Source organism: Nocardiopsis sp. iso_237, assembly GCF_056173345.1.
Map to the genome: position 1 here is coordinate 486,373 of NZ_CM149669.1, position 15,768 is coordinate 502,140.

The window sequence follows — 15,768 nt, forward strand, 5'->3', positions numbered from 1 at the left end:
CCCTTCGCCACCCCTGTTCTCGGTGGGCGCCTGACCCCGCTGCCAGAGTCAACCGTCCCACCCGTATGCCGATCAGGATCTGTTCCCAGTGAACCCAACCCCATCAGCCGTCTCACTTCCGGTCACCGCCACCGACCTGACCTCGACCGACCCCGCGAGGATCGGTCCCTACCAGCCCCTCAAACGCCTGGGCGCGGGCGGCATGGGCGTCGTGTACGCCGCCCAGGCCAACGGGGGCGAGATCGTCGCGGTCAAGCTCATCCACCCCGAGTACGCCGCCGACGAGGAGTTCCGGGCGCGCTTCACCCGTGAGGTCGAACTGCTCCGCAGGGTGGGCGGCGCGTGCGCGGTCCCCCTGCTGGACGCCGACACCGGTGCCGACCGGCCCTGGCTGGTCACCCCGCTGGTGCGGGGCATGACGCTCAGCGCCTACATGCGCAAGCACGGCGCGCTCGAGGAACAGCTGCTGATCGGCCTGGCCGCCGGTGTGGCCGAGGCGCTCGCCCAGATCCACGAGGCGGGCATCGCGCACCGCGACCTCAAGCCCGCCAACATCGTCCTGTCGCCCGAAGGGCCCCGGGTCCTCGACTTCGGGGTGGCCCGGGCGGTGGACCAGACGGCGCTCACCCGCACCGGATCGGTCATGGGTTCGCCCGGGTGGATCAGCCCCGACCACTACCAGGGCAAGCCCGCCAGCACCACCGACGACATCTTCGCCTGGGGCGCCCTGGTGACCTACGCGGCCACCGGGCGACCGCCCTTCGGCAGCGGGGACCCGGCCGCGATCGCCCACAGGGTGATCAGCGGGGAACCGGACACCGAGGGGTTCACCGGTCCGCTGGCCGACCTCGCGCGGCGCGCGCTCCAGAAGGAGGGCTCCCAGCGGCCCACGGCCCTCCAGCTGGTCTCGGAGATGGTGTCCGTGACCCACCCCGGGCGGTCCTTCGCCCCGGTGGCCTCGGCCGCCGCGGCCGGGAGCGTGATGGGCGCCCTGGTCGACAACAACTGGCACGGAGTGCAGACCGCGCCCGAACGCGAGTTCGCGGTGGCGGCGCCCCGGAGCGGCGGCGGGGGCAGGGCCCTGGCCCTGGTCGGGGCGGGCCTGGGGGCCCTCCTGCTGATCGCCGGACTCGGCTTCGGCGGCGTGGCCCTGGCCAGCAACTGGGACTCGCTGCCCGTCGCCTCGTGGTTCTCCGGAGACGAGGAGGAGCCGGGCGGCGACTCCGTGAAGGAGGGCTCCAACGACGAACAGCGCCGTCCGGGGCCGGTCGGCAAGGAGCCCACGGAGGAGGCCTCTCCGTCGGACGACCCCTCGGAGGACGCCGACGACGGCGAGGACGACGGCGAGGACGACGAGGGCGAGGAGGACGGTGGTTCGACCACCGCCATGGCCACCGTCGGCGCCGGGGTGAGCGCGTCGGGCGAGCGCCCGTCCGGCGACCACGTGGTGGCCTTCCAGCCCGAGGGCGGATCCGGCCGGTACGCGGTGCTCGACGGCGCCACGGTGGTGTGCGCGTGGAGCTTCTGCCAGGAGCAGGGCGGCGGTGTGGCCGACGGCGCCGCCGGATCGGTCTCCTCCAGCCCCGGCGCGCTCACCGGCTACGCCAACTCCGGCAGCCGCACCGTCTCGGCGGAGGTCACCTACACCGAGAGCGGCGGCACCGTCACCATCACCCGACTCGTGGAGCACCACAAGACCAGCGGTAGCGGAACCCCGCCCTGGTAGGAGGAGCAGAAGTGCTGAAGTCACTCACCCGCCGGATCTCCTGCGGGCTCACCGTCGTCCTGGTCGCGGCCTTCGCCAGCCCCGCCCCGGCCTCCGCCGACTCCTACAACGGGGAGTGCGGGAGCGGGTACGGGGTGGTGAACTCGGCCTCCGTCTCCGGAGGCACGGTCCACCTGGCCTACAACAACTCCAACGGCAGGAACTGCGTGGTCGTGACGCGGTCCAGCCCCGGCTCCGCGATGGACATGGACGCCGCACTCAAGCGCTCCGACTCCGGTTCCTGGAAGACCGACCCGGGCAGCTTCACCTCCTACGCCGGTCCGGTCTACCTGGACGCGGCCGGGCAGTGCGTGGACTGGGGCGGTTCGATCGGCGGCGAGTGGGTCGTGCGCAACGGGACCAACTGCGGCTGACCCGGCGGCGGCGCCGGGGGAGGGCTCGACCGCGCGGGCGTGTCCGTGACCCATGTCATATGCTGGGGGCGGCGCGGCCCGCGTGTCCGGCCTGGCCAACACACAGGTCAGGGCGGTGGAGGTCGATCCTGTGCCGAGCACCACACCCCGGATCAACGGAACCGAACGCGGTTCTCTACCATCTCGAAGTATGGACGTCCCTGAGAGCGGGGCCGCCGGTACCGCGGCCCCCAACCTGGCCGAAGGCTTCCCGGCGGCCACACGTGAGCGGTGGCGCGAACTCGTCGCCGGGGTGCTGCGCAAGAGCGGTGTCGCCGAGGAACGGCTCGCGGACACCCCCGAGTCCGTCCTCGCCACGCACGGCTACGACGGGTTCGACATCGAACCCCTCTACACCGCCGATCCGCCCGCCGCCGACCCCGGCTACCCCGGACTTCCCCCCTTCACACGCGGCCACCGACCCGGCGGAGGCGTGGCCGGAGGCTGGGACATCCGCGCCCGGCACACCGACGCCGACCCCGCCGAACTGCGCCGCCGCATGCACGGCGACCTCATGAACGGCGTGAGCTCGCTGTGGGTGGCCGTGGGCGCCGACACCGCCGAACCCGGCGGGGTCCCCCTCTCCCGCCTGGGCGAGGCCCTCGCGGACGTCTACCTCGACCTCGCCCCCGTGGTGCTGTCCGCACCCGGTCCCCACGCCCTCGACGCCGCGACCGCCCTGCTCCGGGCGCACGCCGACGCCGACGTCCCCGACGGCCGCGTCATCTCCCACCTGGGCCTGGACCCCCTCAGCGCGGCGGCCCTGGCCGGGGAGCGCCCCGACGTGGCGGACACCGCCCGCTTCGCCGCCGAACACGCCGCCCGCCACCCCGGGCTCGGCCTGTTCGTCGCGGACGGCACGCTCGTGCACGACGCGGGCGGCTCCGAGGCCCAGGAGATCGGCTCCGCCGTCGCCGCGGGGACCGCCTACCTGCGCGCCCTCGCGGACGCCGGGATCGCCCCCGCCGACGCCGCCCGCCGGATCGAGTTCCGGCTCGCCGCCAACGCCGACCAGTTCTCCGTCATCGCCAAGCTCCGCGCCGTCCGCGCCATGTGGAACCAGGTCCTGGAGGCCTGCGGGGTGCCCGCCGACCGGCGCGGCATGAGCCTGCACGCCACCACCTCGGACGCGATGCTCACCCGACGCGACCCGCACGTGAACATGCTCCGCACCACGGTGGCCTGCTTCGCCGCCGGGGTGGGCGGCGCCGACGCGGTCACCGTGGCGCCCTTCGACTCCGCACTGGGACTCCCCGACGACTTCGCCCGCCGGATCGCCCGCAACACCCAGTCGCTCCTCATCGAGGAGTCGCACCTGGCCCAGGTCATCGACCCGGCCGGGGGATCGTTCTACGTCGAGGCCCTCACCCGCGACCTCTACGGCGCGGGCTGGGCGTTCTTCCAGGAACTGGAGCGCGCCGGGGGCATCGGCGCGGCGATCGAACACGGTGGACTCCGCGCCGCCGTGGACCGCCTCTGGGAACGCCGCCGCCACGACCTCGCCCGCCGCACGGCCCCGCTCACGGGGGTCAGCGAGTTCCCCGACCCGAACGAGAAACCCCTGGTCCGCGATCCCGACCCCGCCCGTCCCGAACCGGTCCGGGGCGGCTTCCCGGTCCGCCGCTACGCCCAGGACTACGAGGCCCTGCGGGACCGCTCGGACGCCCACACCGCCGCGACGGGCCACCGGCCCGGCGCGTTCCTGGCCACCCTCGGGCCGGTCGCCGCGCACACCGCCCGCGCCTCCTTCGCCACCAACCTCCTCGCCGCCGGGGGGATCGAGGCCGGCGACCCGGGCCCCCTCGACGACGCGCCGTCCGCCGCGCGCGCCTTCGCGGACTCCGGCAGCCGGGTCGCGGTGATCTGCTCCTCGGACCGGCTCTACGACGAGCACGCCGAAGAGGTCGCCCGCGCGCTCAAGGGAGCCGGGGCCCGCCGCGTCCTGCTCGCCGGGGCGCCCCGCGACGCCTACCGGGAGGCCGGGGTGGACGCCTTCGCTCACAGGGGCTGCGACGCCGTCGCCCTGCTCACCGACCTGGTCGACGTGATCCTCACCGACCCCCCGACCACCACGACCGACTCCACCCAGGGGGAGACCGCATGATCCCCGACTTCTCCGCCGTCGACCCGTGCCTTCCGGCCTTCACCGGCGCCGACCGGGGCGCGGCCGACTGGCGGCGCGCCCTGGAGGAATCCACGGGCAAGGCCGCCGACGCCCTGGAGTGGGAGACCCCCGAGGGGATCGGCGTCAAGCCGCTGTACACGCCCGCCGACCGCGCGGGCCTGGACTTCGTGGACGGGCTGCCGGGCATCCCGCCCTACCTGCGCGGGCCCTACCCGACCATGTACGTGAACCAGCCGTGGACCATCCGCCAGTACGCGGGCTTCTCCACCGCTGAGGAGTCCAACGCCTTCTACCGCCGCAACCTCGCCGCCGGGCAGAAGGGCCTCTCGGTCGCCTTCGACCTGGCCACCCACCGGGGCTACGACTCCGACCACCCGAGGGTCGCCGGCGACGTCGGCATGGCAGGCGTGGCCATCGACTCCATCTACGACATGCGCCAGCTGTTCGACGGGATCCCGTTGGACCGGATGAGCGTGTCCATGACCATGAACGGCGCGGTGCTGCCCGTCCTGGCGCTGTACATCGTGGCCGCCGAGGAGCAGGGGGTGCCCCCGGAGAAGCTGTCGGGGACCATCCAGAACGACATCCTCAAGGAGTTCATGGTCCGCAACACCTACATCTACCCGCCGCGGCCGTCCATGCGGATCATCTCCGACATCTTCGCCTTCACCTCGCAGCGGATGCCGCGCTTCAACTCCATCTCCATCTCCGGCTACCACATGCAGGAGGCCGGGGCCACGGCCGACCTGGAGCTGGCGTACACCCTCGCGGACGGCGTGGAGTACATCCGCGCCGGTCAGAGATCCGGGTTGGACGTGGACGCCTTCGCGCCCCGGCTGTCGTTCTTCTGGGCGATCGGGATGAACTTCTTCATGGAGGTCGCCAAGCTGCGCGCGGCCCGCCTGCTGTGGGCCCGCCTGGTCAAGGACCTGGGAGCCGCCAAGGACAAGTCGCTCAGCCTGCGCACGCACTCCCAGACCTCCGGCTGGTCCCTGACCGCGCAGGACGTGTTCAACAACGTCGCGCGCACCTGTGTGGAGGCCATGGCGGCCACCCAGGGCCACACCCAGTCGCTGCACACCAACGCCCTGGACGAGGCGCTCGCCCTGCCCACGGACTTCTCCGCGCGCATCGCCCGCAACACCCAGCTGCTGTTGCAGCAGGAGTCCGGCACCACGCGCGTGGTCGACCCCTGGGGCGGCAGCTACTACGTGGAGAGCCTCACCCAGCAGCTGGCCGAGAAGGCGTGGGCGCACATCCAGGAGGTCGAGAAGGCCGGGGGCATGGCCGCCGCGATCGACGCCGGACTGCCCAAGATGCGCATCGAGGAGGCGGCCGCCCGCACCCAGGCGCGCATCGACTCCGGACGGCAGCCGGTGATCGGGGTCAACAAGTACCGGCCCGACTCCGCCGACGAGATCGACGTCCTCAAGGTGGAGAACTCCAGGGTCCGCTCCGAGCAGCTGGACAAGCTCCGCCGCCTGCGCGAGGAGCGCGACGACGACCGGGTGCGCGCCGCCCTCGACGCCCTCACCGAGGCGGCCGGGCGCGAGTCCAGGGCCGACGCGTCCCTCACCAACAACCTGCTCGCCGCCGCCGTCGACGCCGCCCGCGCCAAGGCGACGGTCGGGGAGATCTCCGACGCCATGGAGAAGGTCTTCAACCGCCACTCCGGCCAGATCCGTACGATTCAGGGTGTGTACAGGAACGAGGCGGCCGGGAGCTCCGACGCGGCCGGACTGATGGACCGGGTGACCACCCGGGTCGACGAGTTCGCGGAGGCCGAGGGGCGCCGCCCCCGCATCCTCGTGGCGAAGATGGGCCAGGACGGCCACGACCGGGGGCAGAAGGTGATCGCGACCGCCTTCGCGGACCTCGGTTTCGACGTGGACGTGGGCCCGCTGTTCCAGACCCCGGCCGAGGTCGCCGTCCAGGCCGTGGAGGCCGACGTGCACGTGGTCGGGGTGTCCTCCCTGGCCGCCGGACACCTGACCCTGGTGCCCGCGTTGCGCGAGGAACTGGCCGGACTCGACCGCGAGGACATCATGATCGTGGTGGGCGGGGTGATCCCGCCGGGTGACTTCGACGAGCTCCGCGCCGCCGGGGCGTCGGCCATCTTCCCACCCGGAACGGTGATCGCGGAGGCCGCGATCGACCTGCTCGACCAGCTGGAGGAACGGTTGGACCCGGAGGGCACGGGGCAGCGGGGCTGACTGTTCAGCGCGGGCGGGCCGGAGCGGCCCGGCCGGAGGCGAACGGCCGGGACCCGGCCGGGAGGGGAGTGGACGTGGCGGTGCGCGGGAGGCGTCCGGTGGACGTGGACGCCCTGGCCGAGGGGGTGCTGTCCGGGCACCGGCCGACCCTGGCCAGGGCGATCACCCTCGTGGAGTCGCGCCGCCCGGACCACACGCGCGCCGCCCAGGAGCTGTTGGTGCGGCTGCTCCCGCACACCGGCAAGGCCCAACGTGTGGGGATCACCGGGGTACCCGGCGTGGGCAAGTCGACCTTCATCGACGCGCTCGGCACCCGGCTGACCTCGCGCGGGCACCGGGTGGCCGTACTCGCGGTCGACCCCTCCTCCACCCGCACCGGCGGCAGCATCCTGGGCGACAAGACGCGCATGGCCGACCTCGCGGTGGACCCGGACGCGTTCATCCGGCCCTCGCCCACGGCGGGCACCCTCGGCGGGGTGGCCCGCGCCACCAGGGAGACCATGCTGCTCATGGAGGCGGCCGGGTTCGACGTGGTCCTGGTGGAGACCGTGGGGGTCGGCCAGTCCGAGGTCACCGTCGCCGCCATGGTGGACTGCTTCCTGTTCCTCACCCTGGCCCGGACCGGGGACCAGCTCCAGGGCATCAAGAAGGGCGTCCTGGAACTCGTGGACGTGGTCGCGGTGAACAAGGCCGACGGCCCGCACGCCGACGACGCCCGCAAGGCCGCCCGGGAGCTCTCCCGTGCCCTGCGCCTGCTCCAGCCGGTCCACCCCGAGTGGCGGCCGCCGGTGCTGACGTGCAGCGGCCTGACCGGTGACGGACTGGACGAGGTGTGGGACACGGTGCTCGACCACCGGCGGGTGCTGGAGCGCGACGGCGCCCTCGCCGACCGGCGCAGCGAGCAGGGCGTGAGCTGGATGTGGGACCAGGTGCGGGACCAGCTCATGGACACGTTCCTGCGGGACGCGGGTGTGGCCGACCTCATTCCGACGATGGAGTCACGGGTGCGTTCGGGTGAGACCACCGCCACCCTGGCCGCGCGTTCCCTGCTGGACTCCTTCACCCAGGGTGACGGTGACGCGGAGGGTCGAACGGACCGTGACCGGGCCGAGAGTGACGGTGGGAGTGCCTGAGGGGCACGAGGCAACACCGGTTACCATGTCGTGAAATGACCCAGGGTGAACGGGAGGTATCGCCCTGGGCGGAGGGGGTTCTCGCCCATGAGGCGAAAATTTCTTGCCTGATGCCATTCCCGTGGGAGCGGTTCGCTTATACCGTGTGTGTCCAACGACTTACCAGGCCGCTCGGGCGCGCAAGTGTCTCCCCTCACCGGACCGGCTCTGTGGGAGTGGAGCCGGGTCCGGTAGTCGTTCCCGGCCGGGCTGCGTATGGTTAAGCGAGGGACCCCTCACCATCTGAACGTGGGGCCGGGAGGAGTGAACGTGCACAGGCTTGGACTGAGCACGCGGTTCGAGAGCCGCAGCGTCATCGTCGCGATCGAGGGAGAGCTCGACATCGCGACCGCCGCCGACCTCCAGGAACACATCAAGACCGCGATCGAGGACCACGGTCCGTGGCTGATCCTGGACCTGTCCGCCCTGGACTTCATGGACTCCAGCGGGCTGAACGTCATCATCAACGCCTATCGGAACGTCCGTGAGCGGGACGGTTCCCTGTCACTGGCGGCACTGAACGAACGCGTCACCAAGGTCGTCCGACTGGTCGGCCTGCACCGTCAGGTTCCCGTCCACCAGACCGTCGCCACCGCCGTCGCGGCGATGGAGGCCCTGGAGGCCAAACGCCAGGCCGGCTAGCGGAATCCAGGGTTCCGTGGGCCCCTCCCGGGACCGTGGCCGCCGCTGACACCCCTCCTCTCCCGTGCCCTCCTCCGGCAGGCTCGGTGCCCTGTCCGGAGAGGATCGGGTGTCGCCCCGCCGTGACCGCCCCGAAGCGGCGCGGCCCTCCCCTGTGGACAACCGGCCTCACCCGCCTCCTTCGGGGATAATGGGTCCATCGACGACACGACCCCCTCCCCCCGGTCCCCCCGCCGCCTCCTCGACCCCCTCCGCCGCCTCCTCCTCCAGGTCGGTTACGACCCGCGTAACGCGAGGATCGTCGCGGGAGTCAGCTTCGCTCTCCTCGCGCTCCTGACCATGGTCTTCGGCTTCGTCCTCGGTGCCAGCGACTTCTCCGTCCGCCTGCTGATCGGCCTGGCCGCGGTCGGCGCGGTCCTGGGCCTCCCGCTCTTCACCGTCCTCGCCGCCGCTCTGGTGCACCTCTCCCTGGGCAGGCGCCTGGTGAGATCCAGCCCGGCCGACGGACGCGCCGCGAGAAGGGTGCTCCGGTCGGGAGAGCTGACCGGCGTGCCCGAGGTGGACCGGGTCGCCAGGGACCTGGCCGCGCTGGTCCTGAGGCAGCGCCTGTGGCCGTCGGTCCTGCTGCTGTGCGGTCTCGGAGCGCTGAACCTGTTCAACGCGCTCAACCTGTACACCTCGGACAGTGCCTGGAGCGGGATGTCCGTGTTCTTCCTGGCGACGGGCCTCCTCTTCGTGGTGATGGTGGCCGTCTCCGTCCCCGTCGACACCCGGGGCAGGCGAAGAGCACGGGCCGTGGCCGACGCCTACGACGCCCGTGCGCGGGGGGACGGTCATCGAACCCCCAGCGAAAGGTATCGGATTGGTAACGGAAATTCCGGGTAGTGGGTTCGGCATGAACGAGCACACGACGCACCCCCCGTCCGCTCGCCGACATCCCAGGGCCCTGTTCGGCCAGATGCAGGTCTACGCGCAGAACCACCCGCGTGCCTACGCCGCCAGGGTCATGTCGGTCGTCCTCCTCCTGACGCTGCTCCCCCCGCTCGTCCTCTGCGTGATCCTGCTCGACGACTGGAGTTCGTTCGTCCCGGTCCTCATCGGTGCCACCGCCCCCGCGGTGATCGTGGGCGCCCTCATGGTGTGGCTGATGCCCTGGTTCCTGCGTCGGACCCTCGGCACCTCCATCCTGCGTCCGGGCACCGATCCGGTGGACCTGCTGGAGGCCAAGCGTCAGCTGCGCCGCGGCGGCCTGCACGAGAGGGAGGAGGTCAACCGGATCGCGCGGGTGGTCGCCGCCCAGGCGGAGGCGAAGATCAACTCCCCGAGGACCGTCAACGTCTTGAGCGTGGCCGGAATGCTGATGTTCGGTGCGCTCACCATCGTGAACTACGCGCTCGACGGCCTGGGGTTCGACTTCCTCTTCAGCGCGACGTTCACCCTGTTGTTCCTGGCGTACCTGCTCTTCCTCGGGCCCTGGACCAGGCGCTACCGCCAGCGGGCACGGGACTTCGCGAGGCTCTACGACGAGCGCGCGGCCGACCGGGAGAACGAGCCCCGGACGCCGTAGTCCACTGACCCGGGACCTCTCGGGTGACCGCGAGCCTCCGCGTCCCCCCGGCGAACGTCCCCCGTCCGCCGGGGGTGCCCCCTGTCAGCGAGCGCCGAGCAGGTGCTCCAGGGCGAGTTGGTCCAGCCGCTCGAAGTGGTAGCCGCGCCGTCCCACCGTCTCCAGGTCCAGCTCCTCGCGGAGCAGGTCCGTGACGCCCTCCCCCGGGGAGAGCGTGGGTTCGGACAGCTCGGCCACCCGGGCCTCGGCCAGGGCCGCGGCCACCTCGGGGTCGGCGCGGAAGGCCGCGGCCCGCTCCTTCAGGAGGAGGTAGTTGCGCATGCAGCCCGCGGCGGACTCCCACACGCCGGAGACGTCCTCGGTGCGCGGCGGCTTGAAGTCGAAGTGGCGGGGACCGTCGTACCCGGAGCGCTCCAGCAGGTCGACGAGGAAGAAGGCCTCCTTGAGTTCTCCGGCGCCGAACCGCAGGTCCTGGTCGTACTTGACGCCGCGCTGCCCGTTGAGGTCGATGTGGAGGAGCTTGCCCGCCCACAGTGCCTGGGCGACCCCGTGCGCGAAGTTCAGACCGGCCATCTGCTCGTGGCCGACCTCCGGGTTCACGCCCACCATCTCGGGGTGGGCCAGCCGCTCGATGAAGGCCAGGGCGTGGCCGACCGTGGGCAGCAGCACGTCGCCGCGCGGCTCGTTGGGCTTGGGCTCGATGGCGAAGCGCAGGTCGTAGCCCTGGTCGAGGACGTAGGAGCACAGCAGGTCGAAGGCCTCGCGCAGACGGTCCAGAGCGGCCTGGTGGTCCTTGCCCGCCTCGGTCTCGGCGCCGTCCTGGCCGCCCCAGCACACGAAGGTCCGCGCGCCCAGGGAGACCGCGAGGTCGATGTTGCGGACGACCTTGCGCAGCGCGTACCTGCGCACGTCCCGGCTGTTGGAGGTGAACCCGCCGTCCCGGAAGACCGGGTGGCTGAACAGGTTGGTGGTGACCATGGGCACCCGCAGCCCGGTCTCGTCGAGCGCGCTCCGGAAGCGCCGGAGGATCGCCTCCCGCTCATCGGGGGTGCTGCCCGGCGGGATGAGGTCGTCGTCGTGGAAGGTGACGCCGTACGCGCCGAGGTCGGAGAGACGGTGCACGGCGTCCACCGGGTCGAGCGCCGGACGCACCGGATCGCCGAAGGTGTTGACGCCGCGCCAGCCCACGGTCCACAGGCCGAAGCTGAAGCGGTCCTCAGGGGTGGGGCGGAGGTCGGTCATGTGTGCTCCCGGGGGGTTCGATCCGTGGAGGGCGCCGGACCCGGCCAGTTTGTCTAGAGTCACAACTAATTGTCAACGGTCTCCGCCACCCCGGTTCGGGCGGCGGTCACGCCCGTCTGCGCCCCTCCCACGCGGCGCGGGTGAGCCCGTACTCGACCTCGCCGTGCTCGGCCCCCTCGATCGGCTCCGGCCAGTCCCCGGTGAAGGTCCAGGCGAGAACCGGTCCCGACTCCTCCATCACCCGGCGGGAACGCGTGTTGACGGCCATGGTGTTCGCGGTGACCCGCTCCACGCCCAGCTCCGTGCAGCCCAGACGGACCAGGGCCGGGACCGCGCGTCACCTCGGGGTCATCGCCGAGGGCGACCAGGTGGTCGGTGTCGGCCGCCGCGAACGGTCGCAGCGTGAGCCGGTCGGTCTCCAGGAACCACGAGGCGATCATGGCGAGGGGAGGCTCTGGAGGCCACCGCGTTTCCGCCTACGGGAGCGGCAGGGCACCCGAGTCCAGGCCGTGGATCATCACGGCGGCGCCGCCCCGCGACGCCGCGCTCATCCCGAGGGAGGAGGGCTCCACCCGGCAGCCGCCCGCCTCGGGCGCGAAGGAGTGGGCCCGGGCCGCCGCACGACAGCTGGGGAGCAGCCACGGGGCCAAGGGCACGAAGTACCCGCCCAACACCACGGCCCCGGGGTTGACCACGTTGACCAGGGTCGCCACCCCGCGTCCCAGCCAGGTTCCGGCCCGTTCCAGGGCGGCGACGGCCGCGCCGTCACCCGCTGACGCGCGCTCCACCACGAGGCCGACCAGGGCCGCGACGTCCCGGCTCTCCAGGGGGCCGTCCGCGACCCGGTCGGGCAGGGCGGCACGCAGGATCGCCCCGATCCCGGCCAGCGCCTCCAGACAGCCCCGCCGCCCGCACGAGCACTCCGGCCCGTCGGCGGCCAGCTCCAGGTGGCCGATCTCCCCGGCGAAACCGGCCGCGCCGCGCAGCAGCTCACCACCGGTGAGCACCCCCGCGCCGATCCCTACCTCGCCGGTCACGTACACGAGGTCCGCGAGCCCGGCCAGGGATCCGAACCGGTACTCGGCCATGGCGCCGAGGTTGGCGTCGTTGTCGACCAGGACGGTCGCCTCCGCCAGGGCGGAGCCCTCCAGCGCGGAGCGGAGGAGGCCGCGCAGCGGAACGTCCCGCCAGTCCAGGTTGGGCGCCCGCGTGACCGTGCCGGTGGGGGAGTCGATCAGCCCGGGAACCGCCACGCTCACCCCGACCACCGCGCGGCCCTCCATCTCGGGCTCCCCGGCCACCTCCCGCAGGGCCGTCGCGATCCGGCCCGCACAGGCCTCGGGCCCCACGGAGCGCGCGTCCAGCGGCACGTGCCGCCGCACCAGATCCCGGTGGGCCAGGTCCACGGCCACCACCGACAGGTAGTCGACGTTGACCTCCACGCCGACGGCCGCCACGGAACGGTCGTCCAGGGCCAGCAGGACTCCGGGGCGGCCCACCCGGCGCTGCGGCGACTGCCCGGTCTCCCGGACCAGCCCGCGGTCCATCAGGTCGCTGACCAGGCTGGACACGGTGGTCTTGTTCAGTCCGGTGGCCGCGGCGACGGCCGCGCGTGAGCAGGGGGAGAGCGCCCTGACGGTCCGCAGCACGGCGCGGAGGTTGTTCTCACGGATGGTGTGGAGACCCGCCGTGCCCGTACCGGCCGCCACCCGTACCCCCTCGTATTCCCGTTGCCCGCGTGTGGGGGCGCTGGTTGGATTCCCATCATGGTGCCTTCAGACGTCTTCCGTGACCAACCCGTCCTCGTGGGGGAGCGCGTGCGGTTGGAACCGCTCGGCGCGGCCTGCGCGGACGAGCTCATCCCCGCGCTCGTGGACATGGACCCGCAGGTGCGCAGGTTCACCGGCACCCACCAGGAGTTCACCCCCGAACAGCTGCGCCGCGTGTTCGCGGAGTGGGAGCACCGGAACGACCGGGCCGACTGGGTGATCCGCTCCTCGGACGGCACGGCCCTCGGGGACTGCGCGCTGCTCGACCTGGACCCGGACAACGCCGAGGCGCACTACCGGATCGCGCTCAACTCCATGGCGTGGACCGGCCAGGGCTACGGCACCGAGGCCACTGACCTGGTCCTGGAGTACGCCTTCGAGACCGCCGGGCTCCACCGGGTGGCCCTGGAGGTGTTCGCCTTCAACGTCAACGCCGAACGCTCCTACGCCAGGTCGGGGTTTGTCCGCGAGGGCGTGTGGCGTCAGCACCTGCGCTGGGACGGCGCCTGGCACGACGCGGTCCTGATGTCGATCCTGGACCACGAGTACGCCGAGCTCCGACGCGGGCGTGGCTGATCAGCGGGACTCGCCGGAGTCGGCGCTAGTGTCGGTGGCATGCCCGTCCCGGACTTCGTCACCCAGCTGCGCGAGCACGTCGGCCACTCCCTCCTCCCCCTGGTGGGGGTGACCGGAGTGGTGCTCGACGACGACGGCCGCGTGCTGCTGCACCAGCGTTCCGACGACGGACGCTGGGCCACTCCCGGCGGCATCCTCGAACCGGGGGAGCAGCCCGCCCAGGCGGTGGTCCGCGAGGTGTGGGAGGAGACCGGGGTGCGGGTCGAGGTGGACCGCCTGGTGACCGTGGTCGGTCAGGAACCGCACACCTACCCCAACGGCGACCGGGTGCAGTTCCTCGACCTCGCCTTCCGGTGCCGTCCGGTCGGGGGCGAGCCCAGGGTCGACGGTGACGAGAGCCTGGACGTGGACTGGTTCGCCGAGTCCGAGACGCCGCCCATGGCCGAGCGCGTCCTCGAACGCATCCGCTGGGCCCGCGGTGACGGCAGCGAACCGTACTACGTCCGGTGATACGTTGACCGACATGCAGCGCGCCACCATGACGACGACGCCGGAACCCGTCCCGGCGCGCTGAACCGTGTTTTTCGACAGGCCCCGGGGCGAGTGCCCCGGGGCCTTCGTCCTGCGTTCACTCGTCCCACACCAGGAGGAACGAGATGACCGCACAGCACGACCACCGCAGGCTCGGCCGTGAGCTGGAGCTCTTCGGCACCGACCCGTTGATCGGCTCCGGCCTGCCCTACTGGCTGCCGGACGGCGCCGCCGTACGCCACGCCCTGGAGGAGTACGTCCGGGCCGCCGAGCGGCGTGCGGGCTACCAGCACGTGTACTCGCCGGTGCTCGGCAAACGCGAGCTGTACGAGATCTCCGGGCACTGGTCCCACTACCGCGACGACATGTACCCGCCGATGGACCTGGGCGGCGGTGACGAACAGCTCGTGCTGCGGCCGAGCCTGTGCCCGCACCACGCGGTGATCTACCGATCCCGGTCACGCAGCCACCGCGAACTCCCGCTGCGTCTGGCCGAGCTCGGCGGGATGTACCGGTCCGAGCGCTCCGGGGTCCTGAGCGGGCTGGGCCGGGTCCGCGCGATCCAGCTCAACGACGCGCACGTCTTCTGCGCCCTGGAGCAGGTCGTGGACGAGGCGGGCGCGGCGCTGGAGCTGGTGCGGCGGGCACACGCGGCCATGGGGATCTCCGCGACCCGCCACCGGCTGTCCCTGCCCGGTCCCGGTGGCAAGTACGTGGACGCCCCGGAGCTGTGGCGCCGTTCCACCGCCCTGCTCACCGAGGTCCTGGAGAGCTCGGGGCTGGACTACGAAAGGGCCGAGGACGAGGCGGCCTTCTACGGGCCCAAGATCGACGTGCAGTTCACCGACGCGGCGGGGCGGGAGTTCACCCTCTCCACCGTTCAGGTGGACTTCCACCAGCCGGAGCGGTTCGATCTGACCTACGTCGGGGCCGACGGCGCACGGCACAGGCCGGTCATGGTGCACCGGAGCGTGGTCGGCAGCGTGGAGCGGGCGGTGGCCCACCTGATCGAGGTGCACGGCGGTGCGTTCCCGGCCTGGCTGGCGCCCGTGCAGGTCGTGGCCGTGCCGGTCTCAGGAGACCAGGTCGCGGACGCGGAGCGGCTGGTGGAGCGGTGTGTGGAACTGGGTCTGCGCGCGGAGGTCGCCGGACCGGAGCGGGGCAGTCTGGGCGCGCGGGTCAGGGCGTCCCGGCTGGTGCCGTACCAGGCGGTGATCGGCGGCAGGGAGGCGCTGGCGGGCACCGTGGCCGTGCGGCTGCGGGACGGCCGCCGGTTGGACCCGGTGCCCGCGCACGCGTTCGTGGAGCGGGTCCGCGCCCTGGTGGGGGCGCACACCACCGAGCTCTGGCCCTGAGACGGTCCGCCCGCCGGGGATCGGCCCGGCGGGCGGCCGCCCGCGCCCGGGACGCGTCCGTCAGCTCCACTGGCGCCGCATGGTCCAGCGGTCCGAGGCGGCGTCACGGGAGATGTCGATGATGCTGGGCTGCCCGGTCTCGGACTCGGCCGAGACCCGGAGCAGATGGATGTGCGTGGCCGGTACGCCCGGGGCTCCGGGCCGGGCGGGCCAGTCACCGATGATCCGGCGCACGCGGAAGGTGTGGCCGCGCCAGGTGAACTGCGCCGGGTGGCCACGGTCGGTGGAACGGACGTTGATCTGGTCGTTCAGGAGACTCACGAGGCACAGTCTATCGAACGTGTGTTCGAATGAGTCAAGCCTCCTGAGGGTGGCGAGGGTCGCGCTTCGTGACTAAG

The 15,768-nt window shown here is 72.4% G+C and carries 14 protein-coding genes and 1 pseudogene; 11 read left to right on the top strand and 4 right to left on the bottom strand.

The genetic code is table 11. The features are described from left to right. Positions 1-88: 88 nt before the first annotated feature. The 8 genes from AC0VYM_RS02360 (at position 89) to AC0VYM_RS02395 (ending at position 9,897) form a co-directional block, all read left to right on the top strand. A complete protein-coding gene (locus AC0VYM_RS02360; RefSeq protein ID WP_475458430.1) occupies positions 89-1,726 on the top strand; it encodes a serine/threonine-protein kinase in 1,638 nt (545 codons plus the stop codon). Between the two features lie 11 nt (positions 1,727-1,737). Continuing rightward, on the top strand, positions 1,738-2,139 hold the full coding sequence (locus tag AC0VYM_RS02365; RefSeq protein WP_475458432.1) for a spore-associated protein A: 402 nt from the start codon (positions 1,738-1,740) through the stop codon (positions 2,137-2,139). Between the two features lie 190 nt (positions 2,140-2,329). Further along, positions 2,330-4,282 carry a methylmalonyl-CoA mutase family protein gene (locus AC0VYM_RS02370; protein WP_475458434.1) on the top strand — a complete coding sequence of 651 codons (1,953 nt, stop codon included), beginning with the start codon at positions 2,330-2,332 and terminating at the stop codon, positions 4,280-4,282. Next, the gene (gene scpA / locus AC0VYM_RS02375; RefSeq protein ID WP_475458437.1) at positions 4,279-6,516 is read left to right on the top strand and encodes a methylmalonyl-CoA mutase; all 2,238 of its coding nucleotides are present in this window, start codon (positions 4,279-4,281) and stop codon (positions 6,514-6,516) included. The genes AC0VYM_RS02370 and scpA overlap by 4 nt, the downstream gene beginning before the upstream one ends. 68 nt (positions 6,517-6,584) lie before the next feature. Continuing rightward, positions 6,585-7,649, top strand: a complete 1,065-nt coding sequence (meaB, locus tag AC0VYM_RS02380; RefSeq protein ID WP_475458439.1) for a methylmalonyl Co-A mutase-associated GTPase MeaB — start codon at positions 6,585-6,587, stop codon at positions 7,647-7,649. 309 nt (positions 7,650-7,958) lie between these two features. Then, positions 7,959-8,330: an STAS domain-containing protein gene (locus AC0VYM_RS02385; protein ID WP_475458441.1), complete on the top strand. Its 372-nt coding sequence runs from the start codon at positions 7,959-7,961 to the stop codon at positions 8,328-8,330. A 339-nt stretch (positions 8,331-8,669) separates the two neighbouring features. Further along, positions 8,670-9,215, top strand: a complete 546-nt coding sequence (locus AC0VYM_RS02390) for a hypothetical protein (RefSeq protein WP_475458444.1) — start codon at positions 8,670-8,672, stop codon at positions 9,213-9,215. Positions 9,216-9,225: 10 nt separating this feature from the next. Then, positions 9,226-9,897, top strand: coding sequence for a hypothetical protein (locus AC0VYM_RS02395; RefSeq protein ID WP_475458446.1), 672 nt, complete (start codon positions 9,226-9,228; stop codon positions 9,895-9,897). 84 nt (positions 9,898-9,981) lie between these two features. On the opposite strand, the gene xylA is transcribed toward AC0VYM_RS02395, so the two are convergent. The 3 genes from xylA to AC0VYM_RS02410 form a co-directional block, all read right to left on the bottom strand. Continuing rightward, entirely contained in the window at positions 9,982-11,139 is a 1,158-nt protein-coding gene (xylA, locus tag AC0VYM_RS02400) for a xylose isomerase (RefSeq protein ID WP_475458449.1), read from the bottom strand. Between the two features lie 106 nt (positions 11,140-11,245). Then, entirely contained in the window at positions 11,246-11,431 is a 186-nt protein-coding gene (locus AC0VYM_RS02405; protein ID WP_475458451.1) for a hypothetical protein, read from the bottom strand. 184 nt (positions 11,432-11,615) lie between these two features. After that, positions 11,616-12,848 carry an ROK family transcriptional regulator gene (locus AC0VYM_RS02410; RefSeq protein WP_475458452.1) on the bottom strand — a complete coding sequence of 411 codons (1,233 nt, stop codon included), beginning with the start codon at positions 12,846-12,848 and terminating at the stop codon, positions 11,616-11,618. Positions 12,849-12,905: 57 nt separating this feature from the next. Here AC0VYM_RS02410 and AC0VYM_RS02415 point away from each other — a divergent pair, with 57 nt between their 5' ends. The 3 genes and pseudogenes from AC0VYM_RS02415 to thrS form a co-directional block, all read left to right on the top strand. Continuing rightward, positions 12,906-13,484 carry a GNAT family N-acetyltransferase gene (locus AC0VYM_RS02415; RefSeq protein ID WP_475458454.1) on the top strand — a complete coding sequence of 193 codons (579 nt, stop codon included), beginning with the start codon at positions 12,906-12,908 and terminating at the stop codon, positions 13,482-13,484. Between the two features lie 39 nt (positions 13,485-13,523). Then, entirely contained in the window at positions 13,524-13,994 is a 471-nt protein-coding gene (locus AC0VYM_RS02420; protein WP_475458456.1) for an NUDIX hydrolase, read from the top strand. Positions 13,995-14,131: 137 nt separating this feature from the next. Further along, positions 14,132-15,370, top strand: a pseudogene (gene thrS, locus AC0VYM_RS02425) (threonine--tRNA ligase); the annotation flags it as partial. A gap of 60 nt (positions 15,371-15,430) precedes the next feature. Here thrS and AC0VYM_RS02430 read toward each other — a convergent pair. Then, positions 15,431-15,691, bottom strand: a complete 261-nt coding sequence (locus AC0VYM_RS02430; protein ID WP_475458458.1) for a DUF6504 family protein — start codon at positions 15,689-15,691, stop codon at positions 15,431-15,433. Positions 15,692-15,768: the final 77 nt, after the last annotated feature.